Origin of the sequence: Pseudocitrobacter faecalis (assembly GCF_965231525.1) — a bacterium.
Taxonomy (GTDB): domain Bacteria; phylum Pseudomonadota; class Gammaproteobacteria; order Enterobacterales; family Enterobacteriaceae; genus Pseudocitrobacter; species Pseudocitrobacter faecalis.
Genome location: NZ_CBDDNJ010000003.1, coordinates 96,446 through 112,713 on the forward strand (window position 1 = coordinate 96,446; position 16,268 = coordinate 112,713).

General features: G+C 52.0%; 13 protein-coding genes, 2 pseudogenes and 1 other annotated feature. Of the genes and pseudogenes, 12 read left to right on the forward strand and 3 right to left on the reverse strand.

Going from position 1 to position 16,268, the window contains the following annotated elements; genetic code table 11:
• Window positions 1-65 precede the first annotated feature (65 nt).
• The 9 genes from bet (at window position 66) to yfaE (ending at window position 8,526) form a co-directional block, all read left to right on the forward strand.
• On the forward strand, window positions 66-1,055 hold the full coding sequence (gene bet / locus ACOXYR_RS24820; RefSeq protein WP_001282585.1) for a phage recombination protein Bet: 990 nt from the start codon (window positions 66-68) through the stop codon (window positions 1,053-1,055).
• A 62-nt stretch (window positions 1,056-1,117) separates the two neighbouring features.
• A complete protein-coding gene (locus tag ACOXYR_RS24270; RefSeq protein WP_000706865.1) occupies window positions 1,118-2,128 on the forward strand; it encodes a YqaJ viral recombinase family nuclease in 1,011 nt (336 codons plus the stop codon).
• 199 nt (window positions 2,129-2,327) lie between these two features.
• Window positions 2,328-3,605, forward strand: coding sequence for a DUF3150 domain-containing protein (locus ACOXYR_RS24275; protein ID WP_000170086.1), 1,278 nt, complete (start codon window positions 2,328-2,330; stop codon window positions 3,603-3,605).
• Between the two features lie 84 nt (window positions 3,606-3,689).
• The gene (locus ACOXYR_RS24280; RefSeq protein ID WP_000039318.1) at window positions 3,690-5,486 is read left to right on the forward strand and encodes a VWA domain-containing protein; all 1,797 of its coding nucleotides are present in this window, start codon (window positions 3,690-3,692) and stop codon (window positions 5,484-5,486) included.
• 61 nt (window positions 5,487-5,547) lie between these two features.
• On the forward strand, window positions 5,548-5,883 hold the full coding sequence (locus ACOXYR_RS24285) for a hypothetical protein (protein ID WP_001071288.1): 336 nt from the start codon (window positions 5,548-5,550) through the stop codon (window positions 5,881-5,883).
• Between the two features lie 264 nt (window positions 5,884-6,147).
• The gene (locus tag ACOXYR_RS24290) at window positions 6,148-6,687 is read left to right on the forward strand and encodes a hypothetical protein (RefSeq protein ID WP_000018872.1); all 540 of its coding nucleotides are present in this window, start codon (window positions 6,148-6,150) and stop codon (window positions 6,685-6,687) included.
• A gap of 90 nt (window positions 6,688-6,777) precedes the next feature.
• Entirely contained in the window at window positions 6,778-7,278 is a 501-nt protein-coding gene (locus ACOXYR_RS24295; RefSeq protein ID WP_000793769.1) for a hypothetical protein, read from the forward strand.
• A gap of 73 nt (window positions 7,279-7,351) precedes the next feature.
• Window positions 7,352-8,236, forward strand: coding sequence for a hypothetical protein (locus ACOXYR_RS24300; RefSeq protein ID WP_000477209.1), 885 nt, complete (start codon window positions 7,352-7,354; stop codon window positions 8,234-8,236).
• Window positions 8,237-8,301: 65 nt separating this feature from the next.
• Window positions 8,302-8,526 (forward strand): class I ribonucleotide reductase maintenance protein YfaE, encoded by a 225-nt coding sequence (gene yfaE, locus ACOXYR_RS24305; RefSeq protein WP_001102700.1) that lies wholly within the window; start codon window positions 8,302-8,304, stop codon window positions 8,524-8,526.
• A gap of 338 nt (window positions 8,527-8,864) precedes the next feature.
• Here yfaE and ACOXYR_RS24310 read toward each other — a convergent pair.
• The 3 genes and pseudogenes from ACOXYR_RS24310 to ACOXYR_RS24320 form a co-directional block, all read right to left on the reverse strand.
• Window positions 8,865-9,344: pseudogene (locus ACOXYR_RS24310) on the reverse strand (IS3 family transposase); the annotation flags it as partial.
• Window positions 9,345-9,427: 83 nt separating this feature from the next.
• The gene (gene ltrA / locus ACOXYR_RS24315) at window positions 9,428-10,936 is read right to left on the reverse strand and encodes a group II intron reverse transcriptase/maturase (protein ID WP_001189111.1); all 1,509 of its coding nucleotides are present in this window, start codon (window positions 10,934-10,936) and stop codon (window positions 9,428-9,430) included.
• 672 nt (window positions 10,937-11,608) lie between these two features.
• Window positions 11,609-12,348, reverse strand: a pseudogene (locus ACOXYR_RS24320) (IS3 family transposase); the annotation flags it as partial.
• Window positions 11,951-12,067, reverse strand: a sequence feature (AL1L pseudoknot). (Overlaps the previous pseudogene by 117 nt.)
• Before the next feature lie 147 nt (window positions 12,349-12,495).
• Here ACOXYR_RS24320 and ACOXYR_RS24325 point away from each other — a divergent pair.
• The 3 genes from ACOXYR_RS24325 to ACOXYR_RS24335 all read left to right on the forward strand — a co-directional run bounded on the left by ACOXYR_RS24325 (window position 12,496) and on the right by ACOXYR_RS24335 (window position 16,210).
• Entirely contained in the window at window positions 12,496-13,050 is a 555-nt protein-coding gene (locus ACOXYR_RS24325; protein ID WP_001093868.1) for a hypothetical protein, read from the forward strand.
• Between the two features lie 232 nt (window positions 13,051-13,282).
• Complete coding sequence (locus ACOXYR_RS24330) at window positions 13,283-13,669, forward strand: hypothetical protein (protein WP_000042274.1); 387 nt, start codon at window positions 13,283-13,285, stop codon at window positions 13,667-13,669.
• 87 nt (window positions 13,670-13,756) lie between these two features.
• The gene (locus tag ACOXYR_RS24335) at window positions 13,757-16,210 is read left to right on the forward strand and encodes an adenine nucleotide alpha hydrolase family protein (RefSeq protein WP_001187970.1); all 2,454 of its coding nucleotides are present in this window, start codon (window positions 13,757-13,759) and stop codon (window positions 16,208-16,210) included.
• Window positions 16,211-16,268: the final 58 nt, after the last annotated feature.

Consider the following 16,268-nt stretch of genomic DNA (forward strand, 5'->3'; position numbering starts at 1 on the left):
GGCACTCATGCCCCGAGGGGGTCATGGTGTCCTCAAACCGTTCATTCGTGAATTGGAGAAACACCATGTCTGATAACAAATCTCTTGTAACCCGTATCGCAAGCCGGTTTGGCGTGGACACCCGAAAGTTCTATGAAACTTTGAAGGCGACCGCATTCAAGCAGCGAGATGGAAGTGCCCCGACCGATGAGCAGATGATGACGCTCCTGATCGTGGCTGAACAGTACGGTTTGAACCCTTTCACTCGGGAAATCTATGCGTTTCCTGACAAGCAAAATGGGATCATTCCGGTAGTAGGTGTTGATGGTTGGAGCCGCATCATCAACGAGCATCCCCAGTATGATGGCGTCGAGTTCGTGTATTCGGACAAGATGGTCAGAATGCAGGGGGCGAAAGTTGACTGCCCTGAGTGGATTGAATGCGTGATTTACCGTAAGGACAGATCTCGCCCTATCCGCATCAAGGAGTTCATTGATGAGGTGTACCGTGAACCGTTTCAGGGTCAAGGTCGCAATGGTGCTTACACTGTTGATGGCCCCTGGCAAACGCACACCAAGCGTCAACTCCGGCACAAGTCGCTGATCCAGTGTTCTCGTGTCGCATTTGGTTTCTCTGGTATTTATGACCAGGATGAAGCTGAACGCATCCGTGAAATGGAGCAGGCATCGGCCATTAACCCGGCTATTGCCAATCTCCCTTCACCATCTCAAGTTCAAAGCCAAGAGCCTTTGGCTATTGAGCACAAAGAGCTTGACCCGATCCTAACCAAACTCGCAAATCGCGCCATTGCTGAAAACGCATGGTCTGCGGCGCATGAGTATGTGAAGGGACGGTATGAAGGTTCGGAACTGCAATATGCGACTCAATTCCTTCGTGACAAGGAGATGGATCAAATGGAGCCTCCGAAACCTGACTACCAGGAAGCGCACGAGCAAGAGTCCGCCGCTGGTGGTTCTGCAAATGCTGAACCTGGTGCCGAAGAAATGCCGCCTTTGAGTGACGAGGACATGATCCCTGTTACAGAAGAGGAGGGCGCGGAAGGCAGTTACTACTAACCCCAACGGGGGGGACTCCCCCGCTGGGGGAGATCTCCCTCCTAACCATTGGAGAGAGGTCCATGAAAATAGTCAACCTATCGCAACGAGAGGAAGATTGGCTTGATTGGCGGCGTCAAGGTGTAACAGCCACTGACGCCGCTATCCTGCTCAATCGGTCTCCGTACAAAACACGATGGAGACTGTGGGCCGAGAAGACTGGGTATGCGCGTGAAGTCGATCTGAGTCTTAATCCGCTGGTTCGCCGGGGGATAGAAAACGAAGATGCTGCAAGACGCGCTTTCGAGGAGAAGTATGATGACATGCTGCTCCCCGCCTGTGTCGAATCGGTTCAATACCCGCTCATGAGGGCCTCCCTGGATGGCCTGAGAGATAACGGGGAGCCCGTCGAGCTGAAAAGCCCGAGTGCGACTGTCTGGGAAGATGTTTGTGCTGAGAAAGCAAACAGCAAGGCATACCAGCTTTATTACCCGCAGGTGCAACACCAGCTCCTGGTAACGGGGGCCAAGCAAGGCTGGTTAGTCTTCTACTTTGAAGGTCAGATTCAGGAGTTTCCAATACTCCGAGACGAAGCCATGATTCAAGAAATCTTGGCCGAGGCTAAAAAGTTCTGGCAACAGGTAGTAGACAAGAAGGAGCCCGACAAAGATCCAGAGAGAGACCTGTACATACCGCAAGGTGAAGAGGTCAACCGTTGGATTGCTGCTGCTGAGGAATACCGCCTCTATGATGCTGAGATTCAGGAGCTGAAACAGCGACTGTCTGAGCTTCAAGAAAGGCAAAAGCCTCATCTCGACACCATGAAGTCCCTCATGGGGGAATACTTCCATGCCGACTACTGCGGTGTGATGGTAACGAGATACAAAGCGGCTGGCCGGGTAGACTACAAAAAGCTGTTGGCTGATAAGGCGTCAGGCGTGAAGCCTGAGGATGTTGACCAGTACAGAGAGAAGTCATCAGAGCGGTGCCGTGTAACGGTTACTGGCTCTGTGAAGCCACGGTACATTGTTGATGAGGACGTGCTTGCTCCTCTTGATGATTTGCCGGAAGAAGTAGAGACGTTCTACTGGTGAGTGGGGGATTTTCCCCCGCTTTCCCTTGGGGATTCTGGGAGTCTCCAACGGAAAGCAAGATTTTGTTCTCTTCGGAGAGCGAAAAGTGCGATAGCTGGTCGCCAAAAACAAACAGCAAATTAACGTTAATTTACTAGCCCAACCGGGCGCATCCGCCCGGTTCGGGACGTGGTGCGCCCCCAACTTTTTGGAGTGCATCATGACTAAAGTGAACCATCTACAAAGCCTCTGTGTTATCCACGTAGACTTTGACATCTGGAGTGGACAAACCCGTTTGTCTGCATCTGATCTCAAGCTGGGCGAGGGTGGTGAAATTCCACCTGAGAAAGTAGCTCAACTGGGAAGTAAGAAGATCTGTGATCCGGCTAAGCTGAAAGGCTTTCATCGCCTGAAAACAGAAACTCGTCGCCTCCTGCTGAAATTCGGTATGCCGTTCATGAACGGATTTGCCGTACCCGTCAGCAAGACCGATGAAATCTGTAACAAGCTGAATGACATAAACTTTCAGTTTAACCAACTGAAACAGGATTTCATCAAAGGTTACAACAAAGCCGTGGATGAATGGTGTCAGGAGAACCCTGAGTATGAACGAGCTATCCGTGCCGGAGCCCTTCCAAAGGAAACGGTCGAGGAGCGGATTGGCTTTGAGTACCAGGTGTTCATGATCCAGCCTGTGAACGAAGATGAGGCCAACGCCAAACGCCTTAACCGCAAGGTTGAGCGCTTGGGTGACGATCTCATCTCCGAAGTGGTTCAGGAAGCGAATAAGTTCTATATGGAACGTTTGGCCGGTCGAGACCAATGTGCGGTCACTACTCGGCAGACACTCCGTAACATCCGCGACAAGGTGGATGGGCTTAGCTTCCTGAACAGCGCTTTTAACCCTCTGGTCAAGCTGCTCGACCAAACCCTCCGGGGATACGAGCAACATGCCGATGGCCGAAACATCGTTGCGCCTTTCTTTTATCAGGTCGTGGCCGCAGTGCTGATCATGAGCGAGAGGGACCGCATCGAGCAGTATGCCAATGGCTCGATTACTGTAGAGGGCATGGCTAATGACATTGGCGGTTCGGGAGCCCAGATGGGGGACCGTTCTAAAGATGAAAAGGCCGAACAGAAAAGCGATAAAGCCGGTGAGCTTATCCCTGCAACAGAGGGTGGCGAAACCAAGCAGCAACAGGTAGGTGGTACTGAATCTGTTCAATCAGAACAGACTAACAGCGGTGGTAACGCTGTTGACCTGGATGAAGACATCGACAACTTCTTCAAGAGTTTTGCAGAACGAGGCGAGGGTGAATCGGAAGATGAATCCAATGCCGGTGATGTGGTTCGAGAAGAGCGCGTTGATGTTGAGGATGAGCCGGTTTTGCCTGAGGAAACTCCGGTAGAGCAAGAGCCTGTCCAAGAGGAGCCGACAGAGGAGCCTCTCAACCAGGAGCTGCCTAAAACTGACGACGATGGCGACTATTTCTTCTAATAGTCACTTCAACTAAACCGACCCGGAGGGGATAGCCATTCCCTCCAGGGGTGGACTATCTCCTTCCCTACCAGGAGAAAAGATATGTCCAAAAAACGCACCATTTACAGCGCTCTACCAATCGTGGCCGCAGCCTATGGTGAAAAACTCGGTGTCAAAGTCGCCATCGGTAACGATGACGCATACACCGATGGTAAGACCATCGTGGTTCCGAATATCCCCGACGACTATCCTCACATGGATGCTGTCTGGGGGTATTTGGCCCATGAAGCAGCCCATGTCCGGTTTACGGACTTTGGTGTTGAGCGCCGCAGAGGTCTTCATGCTGAGTTGTCCAACGTTTTGGAGGACTGCCGCATAGAACGGGCCATGATGGAACTCTTCCCCGGTACGTCGCAGACCCTGAATGAGGTTGCTCGCTATATGGCTCAAGCTGGTCATTACGAGCACGTCACAGACAAAGAGGCCCCTGCCTCCATTCTGACAGGGTTTTGTTTGTACTGGTTGCAAACCAAGGCTGTAGGGCAATCCGTCCTTCAACCCTATCTCGATTCGGCTACCCCCGTATTCGAGCGCGTGTTCCCTCAGGGTGTTGTTGTTCGGCTGAACGCTTTACTGCGTAAGGCTGTGAACACTAAGTCAACCGCAGAGGTGACATCCTTGGCCGACCAAATCATCAAGATGATCGAGGAGGAAAAGGAGAAAGAAGAGCAAAAGCCCCTGAATGGTCAGGATGGTAACAACCAGCAGAATGCTGGTGGCAACCAACCTCAGAACAGTCAGGGCGGAAGTGGTAACGATCAAAACCAAGGGCCTGATGCCAATGGTGGTGATCAGCAAGGTAAAGACCAGAAGCAAGACGATGCTAACGGGAAATCTGATCCGAAAGGACAGGGCGACCAAGGCAAGTCGGATACTGATGGTGGCAGCAAGGCAGGACAAAGCCAGGCTGGTGGCAATTCTGACGCGGCGAAACAAGACGCGGCCAAAATGCTCCAGCAGGTTCTGAATGCCGGTGCCGGTGATTTGCGTGGTGACGCGCATGATGCACTTAAAGCCGAGCTCAACCGGGTGGCTCAAGATAAGGGGGACAGTAGCTATATGACTGTTCGCTCTGCTGTGAACACCCAGGACAACCCTGCTGTTGGCAAAAGCCTGGTAGGGGATGTGAAGAGCACCACTTCAAAGATAAGAACGCAGCTCTACGGATTGGTCCAGGCCAGCCAGCGAGTTGCTCACCGTAACCAACGATCAGGGAAGCGTGTGGATGCTCGGAAACTACATCGTGTAGTGACGGGTGATACCCGCGTATTCCTCAAGCCGGAAGCCAAGAAACGCCCTAATACGGCGGTTCACATCCTGGTTGATATGAGCTCCTCGATGGCCTACAAGGCCGCCAATGGAAAGGAGCGTCAAGACATTGCGCGGGAAGCGTCCTTGGCTATTTCGATGGCTCTGGAAGCAATACCCGGCGTAAACCCGGCAGTCACCTTTTTTGGTGGCAACCGGAACCAGCCAGTGTTCAGTGTCGTGAAGCATGGAGATACGGTTCAGAATCGGGCCGGTCGGTTTGGGTTCAAAGCAACTGGCGGTACGCCTATGGCGGAAGCTATGTGGTATGCAGCTTTTGAACTCACCAAGACCCGTGAAGAGCGAAAAATGTTGATCGTAGTGACTGACGGGCAGCCTCAAAGCGCCCCGGCATGTCGCTCAGTGATTGACCTCTGTGAACGAAGCGATGTTGAGGTGATCGGCATAGGGGTAGAGACTACCGCAGTGTCAGGACTGTTCCAAAAGAACATTGTCATTGATGATGCGGCAGCTCTGCAACGCACACTGTTTAAGTTGATGGAGCGGTCATTGACTGCTTTTGCAGCTTAACAGGAAGTGAAACGACAAACGGCTATCCCTTCGGGGGTGGCCGTTTTTATTTGGAGAGTCTATGAACCAATTCCATTCATCTTTGGATTTGTATCATCGGAACAAAGGTAGAAGGGCTACAGTGCCGGAGACGCCTTTTTTACTGCTTGCTAAGCGCATTCCTCCGATGTACTGGAGACTGTTCCAGGGTGTTACTTTGGATAGTCGTATGGGATACACAGGCAGGCGGCAGTTCCACAGTCTTGGGCAAGCAATCGACTGGGCAAAGTCATCAGTTGGCGATTCCTGGTCAAATAAGCGCTTTCACAAGCCGGTAGGCCTCGATGTATTGCTGGCCTGTACTGCGAGTAAGGTGCCTGAACATCTGGTCGAAGAACTGAAAAGACGGGGCAGTTGATGCGTCTTTGAGCTTTGCACCCGAAAAGGGCAGTTTGAGCGTTCCTGTTCACACAGCTCTCGTGGAACAATCAAAGTGAGGAGGGAATACCCTCCCACTTTCTCAGAGGCCTTCATTGAGGGTTGCTGAGAAAGTGAATTTTGTCCTCTCTGAGGGCGAAACGTGCGATAGCTGGTCGCCAAAAACAAACAGCATTCAACCTCAGCCTAAGGGCGCACTGCGCCTGACAGGCTCTGTGTGCCCAAGTTACTTTAAGGAGCACACATGTCTCATCTGAACAATCTCAAATCCGTAATGATCTCTCTCGCCGCCGAACATAAGCTGCCTGAAATCTACCAGGATGACATCACTACCGATGTGGAGTCTCTGGATCGATTCGATGGTTTACGTCTGGTCTGGCTGTTGCGGTCTTGCGGCAGCGTATTGGTGCCAGCGGAAGTTGGCGTTAATCCGATCTATATCACCCATTGGTTGTGGTCTAACCACGGTCAACAGGTGGTTCCATTCTCTGTGGATACCCGCACGGGGTTGATTGAAAAAATCGACTTCGAGCAAGCTGAAAAGCTGATCATGCAGATGCCTTGCAACCTCTCTTCATTGCAGAACAAGGAATACTTGGTTGACCAGGTAAACCGAGTGTTGCAACGAGGTTGTGAAATGCGTATCTGGGGTATCTTCGAGTCTCCAAGCTCGGTGGAATCCGTTGGTGGTTGGAAAGAGTGGCAGAGCTATTTCAGCTCTACTGGGAATCGACTGATGGCCGATTTCGTTGGTAAAGCCATTCGATTCACCAACCCTCGATAAATCGCCGTTCAACCATTAACCCTAATTAACCCTATGGGGCTCCGATAGCCCTGAGGGGACGGGGCTCCGCAATCGCAATAAGGAGTCCCTATGAAAAACCTATCAGCTTTGGAAGCAGTTCTTGACTACGACAAACCTTCTCGACGTTTTCTTGATGAGCTCAACGAAAACCAGATGAAGGATTTGTCCGGGGAAATCTTCGCCAAGCTCTACTGGAGCAAGCGTAATCCCCAGTGGTACGAGAAAGACACCAATCGGCTGTTTGCACGACTTCGTTGGGTTCAGCGCATCATCAAGAAGCGCTTGAAAACCGGCAAGGTTAAACCTGAACTGACAGAAAATGGTTCAGTGATGGAGCGCTTCAACTTCCCTTATGGTGACACTCTCGATTTCTTCCATCGGTACTTGCGACATCCCAAATGGGAGGTTGTGTATCAAGAATCGGGGTGCAGTGCCTTTTGGAAAAATGAAGCAACGCTTGAGCTATGCACCTACTGCGAAGGTGATGTGGTCATGATGAAGGCTCCTGATGAAGCAACCTTCTTTCGTGATTGCAATCGCCTTAGCTGGTGGTATGCAGATAACGCTTGATCTTAATCCCTAACCAGGGGCGAACCGGCCCCTGATGGGAGCATGGTGCGCCCCATCTATGATGGAGGACGCCATGTTCAAATCATCAGTATGCTCCTACGAAAACAGGGGGCCTTACGGAAACAACAAGTACCGAGGCAACTGCTCGGGCTTTATCGTTAAAGACTTCATTGAGTCTTACATGAGAAAGCCGAACGGGCTGGTGGCAGACCCAAGTGTTGGGGGTGGCTCTAGCATCGACGTTGCCAATGAACTTGGTGTCCGTTTCAAAGGGACAGACTTGCATCAGGGGTTCAACCTGTTGCGGGATGACTTCCTTTCGTTCCTCGGAGAGCCTGCACACCTGATCTGGTGGCACCCTCCTTACTGGGACATGATCCAGTATTCAGGTAAGCAGTGGGGCGAGCCCAACAAATGGGATATGAGCCGCATGAATTTGCCTGAGTTCGTTGAAGCCCTTGAGCTGGCCGTTATGAATATTCATGACGCCTGTGAGCGAGGAGGGCATTACGGAATCCTCATGGGAAACCTGAGGCGCGATGGGGATTATTTCAACCTGTCCAGCCTTGTGGAACGTATCGCACCTGGGAAGCTGGTGGATGAGATCATCAAAACACAGCACAACTGTGTGAGTGACCGAACTCAGTATTCCGGGAAGCTGGTGCGTATCGCCCATGAAAAGCTGTTGGTGTTTCGTCGTAACGACGTTGCCTCATCGCTCTGTCTTCTTGCTGCCGTACACCGTCGAGCAACCAATATGGTTTCGACTACGTGGAAAGCTGCAATACGCCGAACCCTACAGGGGAAAACGTTGAAGCTGGAGCAGATTTACAAAGAGATTGAACCCTACGCAAAGCATCGAGAGAACAACCACTGGCAAGCAAAGGTCAGGCAAGTTCTTCAAGATGCCAGGTTCTTTATTCGCATCGAGGTAGGTGTCTATGCACTTGCTGAGTAGCCCAACCGGGGCGTGACATCCCGGAGGGGATTGGTCGCGCTCATCAACAACAAAGGAGCGTGACCATGAACGTACAACTTCAAGCCAGCAACAATGTGCTGTTGGCGCAAATCGAAAGCAAAGGCCTCACTGTTGAAACGCATTGTCGCAGTGGCTTTTGTGGCATGTGCCGGGTTCGTCTACTCGAAGGTCAAGTGGCCTATGACGAGACGCCCATCGCATTTGTCAAAGAAGGGGAAGTGTTGGTTTGCTGCGCTAAAGCAAAAACCGATGTGACCTTGGAAATTTAACCCATCCGGAGGAGCCTTTCCTGCGGGTGGGGCTCCTCTATCCATTACGAGGAGAAACACTATGTCTATCAATACCAAAGTTGAACAAATCGCATACGGTCATGCTACCGCTCTAGTGCTCAGTGAACTGGGCCAACAAGAGAATTGGTGCAAGGCTTATGAGTATTTGTCTGAGTGTGTCGAACGGGGAGACGAGCCTGAGGATCTGGTCGTTTGGCAACCGTTTGAGCACTGGGAATGGAAAGACATTCTGGAGCAAATCGAGAGCGAAGCCGAGTCTCTGCTTTCGACTATTATGAACCGCCCCGGGTTTCCTGGAGAGTGTTTTATCTGTGAACTCAGGCTGCCAGATCATCGTTTCCGATGGAAGCATAATAAGCTTTTTCTGCTTCTGCCGGAGGAGTATGGCCCAGCCTTCCCAGCAATCGTCGATTGTTATACCAGTCCACCCACGTTAGTGTGGCCAGTTCCACTTCTGCACGGTTTTTCCAGCTCTTACGGTGTATTACCTCCGCTTTGTAAAGACCATTGATGCTCTCAGCCATCGCGTTGTCATACGAGTCGCCTGTACTCCCTGTTGATGCCAGTAATCCGGCTTCTTTTAGTCGCTCCGTATAGGCCAGTGACACATACTGAGAGCCTTTATCGCTGTGATGGATGGTGCCAGACGGACGACGGGCCCACAACGCCTGCTCCAGCGCATCCAGCACGAATGTCGTTTCCATAGACGATGAGACCCGCCACCCCACGATGTATCCGGCAAACACATCAATGATAAACGCCACATAGACGAAGCCCTGCCATGTGCTGAGTAGAGTAAGAGGCAGGGCGTAGTCGGACTATTTCCCTGCCTCTCCTCCCCGAACCGGACGTGCACCTTTCAGCGCATCCGGCTCTCCATTTAAATGCTGGCGAACGCCATTGCCACTTCTGTAAAGCGCGATGTATACGTGTTTCTGGTCTCCGTCCTCAGATAGGGATTACCTTCGGGTAGCCGCCAGCGGAACAGCTTCTTGCCTTGCCCCACCAACCGGTACAGTATTTCGCCGCTGAGCTTGCCGTGATTGGTTTTACCAAATAAAACCCACGTTTTGCTCTGACCCGGTTTCGGTGATTTACACCACCACCTCATCAGGGAAGCGATACCTGTACGGTATTTGCGGGCCAGCCAGTGAGCCAGCTTCCAGAACACGACACGGTCGATATAACTGAAGACTTTGGCCTTAAAATCAACGAACTGATAGAACATGGCCCAGCCTTTCAGTTTTCGGTTGAGTTGTTCAGCCATATCGACTTTGCTTTCACTGTAGTTGCCTGATAACAGTGCTGTCAGCGATGCGGCGAAGTTTCTGGCTTTCTCCTGCGGGATCGTTGAGACCACTCGCATCTCGCCATAACGACTGCGTTTGCGAATGATCCTGTGCCCCAGAAAGATAAAGCCGTCATTAACATGGGTGATTTTAGTCTTATCCATGTTCAGCCTGAGTTTCAGACTGCCTTCGAGCACACCCCGACACTCCTCCCTGATGGCTTCCGCCTGTGCTTTGGTGCCTTTGACGATGAGGACAAAATCATCGGCATAGCGGCAGTACGCCACCGCGGGTTTCCACTGCCAGTTTTCTCTGACCGCCGTACTTCGGCCCCGTTGGATACTGTTATTCCAGTACCACCGATCTTTTCTGGCTTTCCCGCTCAGGTAGCGCTCATGCAGGTATTGATCGAACTCATTCAGCATGATGTTCGATAATAGCGGCGATATAACACCGCCCTGTGGCACACCTTCACTGGCCGCCCGAAAGAGACCGACATCGATATGTCCCGCCTTGATGGTTTTCCACAGCAGAGTCATGAAACGTGCGTCACTGATCCTGCGGCGTACAGCCTTCATCAGCAGTCGATGATGTACGGTGTCGAAGTAACTGGACAGGTCGCCTTCAATCACCCAGCGTCCCCGGGTTTCACCGCAGTCTGTGAGCTGTAATTTCACCGTGCGGATCGCGTGGTGGACACTGCGCTCAGGCCGGAAGCCATATGAGAGCGTATGAAAATCACTCTCCCATATCGGCTCCATCGCCATCAGCATGGCCCGCTGAACAATACGATCCCGCAACGCGGGGATACCCAGTGGTCGCAGTTTGCCGTTGCTTTTAGGGATGTAAACCCGTCTGGCGGGCAAGGGCTGGTAGTGGCCTGAGAGTAATTCATCCCTGAGGATTTGCAGCTCAACAGCCAGTCTGGCCTGTAGCATTGTTTTGTTCACGCCATCAACGCCGGGGGTATGCGCCCCCTTTGATGAAAGCGTGATCCGCGCCGCTTCAGCCAGCCATTCTGGTTGTGTTATCAGACGCAGCAGCCGTTGAATCCGTAGGGACGGATCGGTGGCCGCCCATGTGGCAAGCTTGCGTTGCATTTCGCTGATTATCAAAGGTCTTCACCTCGTTAGGTCAGTTAATTCACGTCGCAAACACATTCAAACTGCTTCCCTTCGCCATGTAATGGGCTTTCCCCATCGCGGACTACTACGGAAGCTCCGCCAGCCAGCGCGTCATCGGAGCCATGCCCCCTTAACATCCGTCGCTGACCTTCCCCGGTTTACCTGCCTGGACTCAGGCATACTGAGGAGGCTGCCCGTCGCACTCTTTATCCTTGCTTGCCGCAAGTTGGCAGAAGTCAGCAACGCAAGCGTGATAGACGCTGCTGCCCCGGTGTTTCGCATACATGTCAAAACACCTTCGACCGGCAGTGCTTACGTATCACTGCCAGTTCCTCCTGCACGGCCTGTCAGATCACGTAGGCCGTGGTGACGTTTTCAACCCACAGAGGCGGATTAACGGGTTCATGTTCTTCAGCCTTTCAGTACTTAACCTTGAGGATCATCTCGGCTTAGTGATCTCGCCTCAATCCCCGTTGTCAGCGGGTTACATCACCCTGCGGGCATGCCGCAGGTCACTGCCGCTCAGGTTCTCCACCGTCACACCCGGTGGGATTGTTGGGTTTCTCATCGTGAGTTACCGGTTCAATATTCCAGACAGACTCGCGGTTCATTTAAGCATCCATGCCCGCCCTGAACTCCGGGCACACCGTAAGTAAAATCAGCCACCCACAGCTGGTCAGGTCGTTCTGCCACGAACTGACGGTTTACGCGGTCGCCTGCGGCAACGGCTTTCCGGCTGATGGTCGTACGGACCTTTTTACCCCGGAGAACACCGGCAAGTCCCATAACCGCCATGAGACGTGCCACTGTACATCTGGCCACCCTGATTCCTTCCCGTAACAACTGACGCCAGACTTTACGCACACCGTACACCTGATGATTTTCATCGTATACGCGCTGTATCTCTCTCTTCAGCCAGTCGTCGTGCTGCGCACGGGCACTGCGTTTATCCGGATGATGTCGCTGTTGCTGACAATGGTAATACGTTGACGGGGCAATATGCAGTTCGCTGCATACCGGTCCGACCCCGTACTGCTCACGCAGCTTATCCAGCAGTGGCATCATTTTTTCCAGAGGCGGTCGAACTCCGCCTTCGCAAAATAAGCGGAAGCCTGGCGAAGGATATCGTTACTGCGGCGCAGTTCACGATTTTCACGTTCCAGCTCTTTCAGACGCTGACGTTCAGCGCTGGTGAGCCCACCATCACCGCCCCCGGTATCCCGCTCATGCTGGCGAACCCAGACACGCAGAGTCTCCGGCGTACAGCCAATCTTTGGAGCAATGGAACAAATTGCCGCCCACTGTGAGTCATATTCATCCTGACTTTCCAGAACCATACGAATCGCCCGCTGACGGACTTCGGGGGAAAAACGAGTATTTTTAGTCATCCTGTTTACCTCTTTCTCAGGGAGTTTAGTCTCCAGGATTTCCGGGGCGGTTCACTCCGTACCTCTTGGGATAAACCAATAAAGCCGTTAACGGGCAATGTAAGTCCGGAGACGGCTTGCATTGCTCTCTCGAAAGTGGAGAGTCAAATGAACACATTAGAACAACTTGTAAATCAGAGAGTGCTTGAGGAAGGTCTGAAAAAGGCGAAGCCATTGGCCGCGCAAATGGGGCTTGAATCTGTACCTGATGAGATGCTTGAAATGATCTGCCCAAACTTGAACTACTCTGGGCAGTTTACGCCAGCTCTGTACGCGAGATTTCAAAGCGTAAAGCGATTACTGAAAGAGTTGTCGGAACAAACCTCACCTAAGCACGGGCATATTGTGAAGTTTACCAACCAATATGGGAGCTACGATGAGTCAGCTTTGCTGTTCAAAGAAGGCGACGTCAGAAACCAGAACTTGGTTGCTTGTGTGGGCGGGAAGACGCTAAATCTCGGAGAGCTAGAGCTTCGAGATTATGGGCTCAATATGCACATCGGTTGCGGTGGACCATTTGAGCCGATCTCAGAAGCGCAGATTCAGTCCTTGTCTGAGTTTGACTTCTATGAGACGACCTACAGATTCTGGGGCCAGAATCCATGTGGAAACGGGATGATAGACATCACCGTCCCTATGAAACGTTGGTTCTTGACTGTGTAGCTTCAACCTGAGTGCGCCGAGAAATCGGCGTACCGGCCCCTTAAAAAGGGTAATCAGCGCAGGGGGAAACCCCGCGCTTTCCCAAGCATCTCGGTTTCCCAGGGTGCTTCGGAAAGTGCCTTAGGCGCTCAAGTGCGGTAGCTGGCTGCCAAAAACAAACAGCAAATTATCAACCCTGACGGGAGCACCTCCTGTTAGGGGGGCTCCGTCATAAACTGAACGGAGATATAGCATGTCTAAAAACGTCAACGATGTTTTTTCAAACCGAACTTCTTTGGAATGTACTGTAAATGCAGCGCTGGATCGTCGTATCGGTCTGCGTGTCGGGTTCCCTCATTACAGAGAAGGAGCAAACGGTGTGGTTTGTGAGATCGAAGCAGAGTACCCATTGCTCAACACTCATTCGAGTGTTGCATGGCCCCTGCTCGATGAACTCAACAGTTACACCATCCAAAAAAACCAATCGCTCATTGATCACATTGATAATGCGGTCGCTGAACTGTTGAAACACAAGGCTCGTCTACAGCTTGATATTCAAAAGCTGCAAGACGGTGACATTGATCTGGTGAAACAGGCCAAGCAGCAATACGAAGACAACCAGATGTCGAGTAGCAGCTAGTTCAGGTCTGATAGCCAGGATTCAATTTTAACCCTACCGGGGTGCTTTCCCGGAAGGGATGGGCACCCTGCTAATCCAGGAGGCCCTATGCAACAAACATTAAACTTTGATCTATCAGAACAACCCATCCCAGTGCTTTTGCGTGGGGATAAGTGGGATTCTGTTTGGTCAGAACTGACTGATAACGAGGATTTGAACTTCGTTGATGCCAGTAGAGGAACCAGTCTGTCATCGTTGATCACGTCATCGGTTGAGTCCATTCACACGGCCTTAATTGATGGGTGGACCATGATGATCGGCTATTCCAGTGGTAAAGATTCTGAAACGGTCTTGCACCTGTTCCTGATGGCCCTGATCCGGGCTGTAAGGAGTGGGGCGACCATCAGCCAGCACCACTTCATCTTGCACACTGACACACTGATCGAAAGCCCAGAGGTAAGGTGGCTGGCGGATCAGAAACTGGCCGAGCTGGAGCGTTTCATTGCGAAGGAAAACCTTCCTCTGACCATCGTTCTAGCAAAGCCTGGGATCTCGCAGAGTTGGACGGGCCGAATCCTTACTGGGAGGGGGTTGCCTACGTTTTCCAACTCCACGGCCCGCCAGTGTAGCCAGGATTTAAAAATCACCTCTGCCAAAAGAGCGAAGGCAGCTTATATGCGAGAGCTTCCCAAAGAGGTTCGACAGAAAGTCTGCCTTTTGCTGGGCAGTCGTGATGCTGAAAGCACTATTCGTGCGGCCAACATTGCAAAACAGCGAGGAAGCTCAGATCGCGTCATTAAGACGAAAGATGGGGGTGAGCTGTATGTGGTGAAAAACTGGTTGGCGAGTGATGTCTGGGAGTTCTTACTATCCGCTGGCATGGGCTCAGCATATCCTCTGCCAAGTTACTTGGAGAGCAATGTCACTACGGCAGAGCTTTACAAGGCGGCAACAGGGGAGTGCGTGTGGTCGGCAACAGAGAAGAAGGCCAGTGACGCCTGTGGCGCTCGCTTCGGTTGCTGGGCTTGCCAGGCTGTTGGGTTGGATAAGTCAATGGAGACGTTGCTTGCCACGGACCCTGAAAGGCATGGCTATATGTCGGGGCTGAACCGCATCCAGCGCTACTTGGCAAAACGCCGGTACGCATGGGAAGACCGCCATCCCGTAGGTCGAACGATTTACGAGGGCGGATACATCAAAATACAGCCGGACGTTTACAGTCCTGTTTTCCTAGAACGATTGCTTCATGTCTGTTGCAGCATGGACTACATGGAGCAAAAGAGAGCTGATGAGCTGGCATACAAGCTGGCTACTGGTCAAGCAGAGGATAACGACTGGAACCGTCGAATGGCAGAGCCACAATTCCGGATCATATCGGAAGAGGCTTTAGTCCATATCGACTTCATGTGGGCCTTCCATCATTTCAATGATAAGCCTTTCCATGCCCTGGAGATTTACCACAGGGTTTGGTCGATGGGTGATCTGGACTTGCTGGAAGACGAGCCGCAGTGTGAAACCGTTCCTCAGTCACCAATTCCGAAGCCATTGTGGTTGAAGGTTGGTCGCTGGGGCGATGGTTCGCTTTCTGATGGCTTGGCCGATCCGTTAGCGGAAATGGCTTACTTTGACGGCGGGGATGACCCGTTGGCAGCGCAAGTGATCAATACCGCAGACGGAAAGAGAAGGGTGGTTTGCTTCGCAGAAGATGATGAAGTGAAAGTCGATCCCGACTCCGCTGCGTTCATCATCTGGAACGAATACCCGCGACTAAGGGAGTCTGTACTGAAGGGACATTATACGCCCGGTAGTGCAGCGCAGTTCTACCTTCGGTTCGGAGCAATCCAGCTTGCGAAAGGAAAAGGCGCTTTGTATCACCGTATGATGCAAAGAGGTCAAACCTACCACCAGATGGGCCTTACAGGGCTACAGACGATGGAAGGAATCCAACAGCGCAAGGATGTCAAAGTGCTTAGCGATGCTAAGTACAAAGATCTGGTGAAGCGAAAAATCAAGGGAAGACTGGCAACGGTACGCTGGTGGGTCAACTTGCACTTAACGTTCAAGTACCATCTGCACCACCGTACTCCGACGGGGTTGTTCATCGAGAAGCAACTTGACCAGGAAGCAATGGAAGAACAGAAACGGCATCAGGAGCGATGGTTTAACTACGTGACTGACGCGATGCTTTGTTACTCCAGCGCATTCTGTATGAGCGTCATGGAAGGGCGAGAGGGGAGCGGAAACGCCAACATTCGTCGTTACATGGCCGCGACCAGAAGGAAGGCTTATACGGCCCTCTGCGAGCTCTTGGACAATACTGACGCCCAGTGGGTGAATGATGTGGTCCAGAGTGCCGTAGGGCAGTATGAGGCGATACAGGCAGCCCTAACCGAAGGTTCCGCGCTTGCTATCTATCTCGACTGGATCAACCTACTGTCAAAACGCCATCCAGCCTCTTTGGAGCGACATGTCAGAACGATGATCAAGGCGGTTCAACGCTTACATCGCCGCGACGACACAGAGTTGCAAAGAGGACAGCAAGGCTTGTCCTTGGCCGCATAAAAAGCCCTCCTTCGGGAGGGCTTTTTCTTTTGCACCCCAAAAGGGCAATTACAGCGTT